Raw genomic sequence first — 4,751 nt, forward strand, 5'->3', positions numbered from 1 at the left:
GTTGCTCCAGCTTTCGACGGACTTCTTCGCTCAGAACGATTGGCTGCGCAACACGCATATCGAGGTCTCCTCATCATAAGATGAGTCTCGATATATAACTGATGTTAATAATGAGACACTACACTAGCGTCCTCTTCGTTTCGCCGAAATTGAATTCAAACAATTAATGTGAACCTTAGGTGCTTTTCCTTCGACATAATCAACGAAGGGCACATGCAGAACAGAATCACGCACTCCACAATTGGATCCAACTGCTTTGCCAGTCTGGCGAAATGAGCGCATTCGAGGACTCAATCACGAAATCCGATCCACCCGTCATCGGATGAATCGGACCCCTGAGATTTGCACATCCTGCCTTCCTCGCTGAAATCAATCCTTAACCAGGCCGCCCCACGTACCCCCCGGCGAAATCTGGGTGATTTGCCACACATTGCCATCCTGCCCTACAACGAATGCGGACATATCGCCATTGAAGTTAAGCCCCGCTCCGGGAATCTGGTCGCCATCCAAAGCCTGCGCTGGTGGTGCCCCATCGAGAAAACGCACCGGTGACCATCCATTGCTCGGACTGCTCTGCGGCATCGTCCAGAGCGCGCCATCGGAGCCGATGAAAAACAGTTGGAACCGTCCGTCCTTATTATTGGCTATTCCTCCCAAACCATCAAATTGCACTCCAGGCAATGGCCCCAGCAGTTGCGCCCAAGCGCTCCAACCGCCGTTTGGCGCGGTCTGCCATATGTGATAAATACCTCCGTCAGAGCCGGTCACGAACACTTCTATCCGGCCGTCTGCATTGTTCCCCACGAACGGTGCGCCATTCGCGATTTCCACCGGGGGGCCGCCCAAAGATGCCCATGGGCCCCAACCGCCGTTGGGAGCGGTCTGCCAGGCGTGCCATATCTTCTGGTCGGCTGCCAGGAGAAACACTTCCAGCCTGCCATCCGCATTCCTCACCACGCGCGGGTCGCCAATCTGGATCGTGGTGGTAGGCCAGGGAAAGCCAAGGCCTCCCCATCCGCTCCAGCCGCCGTTGGGTGAAGTCTGCCATATGTGGTACAGCTGATGATCAGAGCCGACACCAAAGACCTCCAACCGTCCGTCCAGGTTACTCGCCACCGTGACTCCGCCGATGATGCCGCCGCCCGGCGCCCCGAGCACGGCGCCGTCACTCCAGCCGCCGTTAGCCGCTGTCTGCCAGACGTGCCAAAGGACGCCGCCGCTTTGCATTCCGAAGAGTTCGATGCGGCCGTCCTGGTTGTAACCTACCCTTGCGGAACCCGAAATGCCGGGATTGACGGCAGAAACAGTCTGCCATGGCTCCAGGGTTCCGAATGGGCCTCCTTGCCAGCGATGCCACAGGTTTCCATCTTTTGAGACGACATAAACTTCCAAACGGCCATCGAGATTGTGGCCAACGACAGGAGCGCCGAGAACGCCCGTACCGGGAGCACCCAGCGAAACCCAATCTGGACCGAACGCGCCTACGCAAGCTTGGTCCTGGTTCGACCAATAGGTCTCCACGTTCCACCGGCCCACGTTGTGGAATGTCTTGGTCTCGCACAGATCGCCAATTTCACAATTCTGGCCGGCATTTCCGCCCGAGGTCGGCGCGTTCACTGACCATCCCTGGCCGCGCGGATTGGTAAATGCCTCCAGCATTTCATGCACCAGGCAATAACACACCGAATTGACAACACTCGCTGGGGTAGCTCCGGCCGCGGGAGCAGGAAAATAAACCAGCCCCCAGGCTTGGTCAATCGTGCTGTTGATAATCTCCAGAATGTTGCCCCCGTTGATCGTCAACATGCTGTTTGAATGGTATCCGCATTCGCCCGCAGGGCCGACTGTGGCGCCCGGCGGCGCCAAAATGACGTAATACCAATTTGGGGCGTCACTGAGAGGTTCGGGCATTGGGACCGTATTGTTCTTGAACCACGCGGTCAATTGGTTGGCTACGTCGCTCGATGTGACATTGGTCGACGTCCCGCCAATCGCATGCGACGGCAAAACCATGGGCTGTCCCACGTTGTACTGTGCCAGCCGATCGACATAAGAACTGTTCAGAAGTTCAGCAAAGAATTGATCGAACGCAAGTTTCAACGCACTGTTGCCCAGTATCGTGTTGCCCCAGTAAATCGGCACTACTTTGGGCCGTTTCATCACGTCGCTACCCACCGCTACAACGCCGCCAGTGTACGTGTGACATACAGCATTCACGCCTCCCGCTCCGCGCGAACACTGCGAGACACTTCTACGATTAGCCGTGGAAACCAGCTTAACTTCCATTGACCGTCACCTCCGAAACTTCAGTCATCTCATTACGCGAAAACTCCGTTGTCAAGCCAATTTTCGGGAGAGCAGATTGAAAGATCGGTGGCTTTGCGATATACGAGAAGTTTCCGCAACTTCGCCAGATCCACGAACGATGTAAATCCTGGCCGCGTAATCATGCTCTGAAGTCGAGTTTCTGTCGTGTCATCGGACATAACGAGAAACAACAGGAGATCCTTCGACTCCGTTGCGCTCCTCTCAGGATGACAATGCGAGGGGTGGTTCGAAGCGAGACGATCACCCATCGGGAAGTAACCCGGAAACGGCAAAATGGGGGTTATTTCCGTATCGACCCACAATCCGCCCAGAACTCAGAAAACACACTACAGCCCGTCTCAATGAGCGCATTAACCTTTTGGCGTAAATCGGAACCGTTCTCGGCTTACCCCTAGCTCTGACGTTGCGCGAATGGATTCGGAGAAGCCGAGTTCGCGTTCCTGGTCACTCGGTGGCATGCTCAGAGTTGCTTTTCCAAATCACTCGTAGGCGGTATGGAGTGGTAAGAAGACGCGGACGGTTGTGCCATGTCGATCCGTTTCAGTATTGCTCTCAATGCTAATCTGTCCCCCGTGCCCTTCGACAAATTGCTTTGCGATGAATAGTCCGATTCCTGTGCCAACAGTGGCCCGTGTGGTGAAGAAGGCGTCAAAAACCTTCGGCAAATCCTTCGGTGCAATTCCCGCTCCGTCGTCTGCAACCGTCAAGACAACGCCATCTTTCGCACTCGAAGCATCGCTAACGGAAAGCGAGAGAGTTCCACCGGTGGACATGGCATAGATGGAGTTCACAATTAAGTTAGAGATCGCTTGCATGATCTCGCCTCGACGAAGCACGATCTCGACCGAAGGATCGATTGATCTCCTGATGGCTATGCCTGCTGCTGTGCAGCGCGGTTCGTAGATGGTGAGTGCGTTCTCTGCGATGTCACTGACAGACGCCCGACTAGCCGCGGCGTGCTCGCGATAGTATCCCAGCGTTTGCTTGGCGATATGAGAAACACGCCCGAGTTCCTCTTCCGCCGTCGCCAGAAAGCTGCGCCCTTCGTCATCTTGGATCTTTTCCCGCAGAAGATAGAGCAGGTTCATGATCGCTTCAAGCGGATTATTGACCTCATGCGCAATCGTCGCGGCCATGCGCCCGGTCGCCGCTATCTTCTCCGCTTGCAGCAGGGACTGCTCCATTCGCTTGCGGCGCGAGACATCCCGAAGGATCTTGGATGCACCAATTACCCGGCCCTCTTCATCCTTGATCGGGGAGACGGTAAGCGAAACATCGATGAGCCTTCCGTCCTTTGTGAGCCGGATCGTCTCGAAGTGTTCTATCCGTCGCCCGGCGCGAATGTTTTCAAGGATTGTCTTTTCATCGGAGTGAAGGTGCTCCGGAATCAGCTTGAGGATCGAAGCGCCGATCATCTCCTCGGGGGCATAGCCGAAGACCCGTGTCGCAGCATTGTTCCAACTCGTGATTGTGCCGTTTAAGTCTTTGCTCAATATCACATCGTCCGACGACTCGACGATCGCTGCGAGCTCACCAAGACGTTGCGCATTCTCTCGCATCCTCGCTGCGCTCTCCCCAAGTTCCCGGGCAGCGGACATTTCGCGAGTAATATCCTGGCAAACTACAAGTACACCCAGCACATCTCCGTCTTTCCCGAAGATCGGACTATAGCTGTAGGTCCACCGGATATCTTGCAACCTCCCATCTCGGACGATCGGGACGACGGTGTTTTCATGAAAAACCGTCTCTCCATCGTTCATGACGCGCTGGAAATTCGGGCCGACGATCTGCCATGCGTCCCACCAACACTCCTGGGCTGTCTGTCCCAAACCTGAAGGATGTCGCTCAGCGAGAAGAGGGATGAAAGCATCGTTATAAAGCTGCACCAATTCTTTGCCCCAGAAGACTAAAGAAGGAAAAGCGCATGAAAGCATGAGATTAGCTGACAAAAGGAGGGCTTCGGACCAATCTTCGATGGGCCCAAGCGGGGTTGCACTCCAATCATGAGCCCGGATCAATTCAGCCATTCGATTACTGCTGCGGATCGGGCTTTCTGGATCGATATCGTGATGAATTGCCGGTTCGATTGGCATAGAGCAGAATTGAAGGACTGAAACAGCTTAGCTGAATTGAGCCGAGCGCGAAACTTAAACATTATTGTGCTGAATACTGGGTCCGCAGTGTACGTTTCAGCTTGATTTCACTGTATGCAGCATTCCGGATGTGTCACCGCCAATCCGGAAGTTACTTTCCTGACAATATCGCAACCGGTTGTGGTGTCACATCATCAACACCACAACCTGTGGTATATTTCCCGCCGTGGAACCCCTCGCCGAAGTAGACCCCGCAGACCGCAAAAACGCGCGCGCTGAGACGCCCGCCGCCGCCGCCGCCGCATGGCTCGCCGACCCTCAGCCACCCCC

The 4,751-nt window shown here is 55.2% G+C and carries 2 protein-coding genes; both read right to left on the reverse strand.

Annotated elements, in window-relative coordinates; all coding sequences use genetic code 11:
- Positions 1–369: 369 nt before the first annotated feature.
- A complete protein-coding gene (locus tag WCA10_RS02495; protein WP_472820906.1) occupies positions 370–2,217 on the reverse strand; it encodes a PLL family lectin in 1,848 nt (615 codons plus the stop codon).
- 590 nt (positions 2,218–2,807) lie between these two features.
- Positions 2,808–4,262 (reverse strand): PAS domain S-box protein, encoded by a 1,455-nt coding sequence (locus tag WCA10_RS02500; RefSeq protein WP_472820907.1) that lies wholly within the window; start codon positions 4,260–4,262, stop codon positions 2,808–2,810.
- Positions 4,263–4,751: the final 489 nt, after the last annotated feature.

Origin of the sequence: Occallatibacter sp. (genome assembly GCF_049582745.1) — a bacterium.
Taxonomy (GTDB): Bacteria; Acidobacteriota; Terriglobia; order Terriglobales; family Acidobacteriaceae; genus Telmatobacter.

Bases quoted from the DNA above. Each gene is read 5' to 3' on its own strand.
- WCA10_RS02500 (WP_472820907.1), bottom strand. From the start codon at position 4,262: ATGCTTTCATGCGCTTTTCCTTCTTTAGTCTTCTGGGGCAAAGAATTG.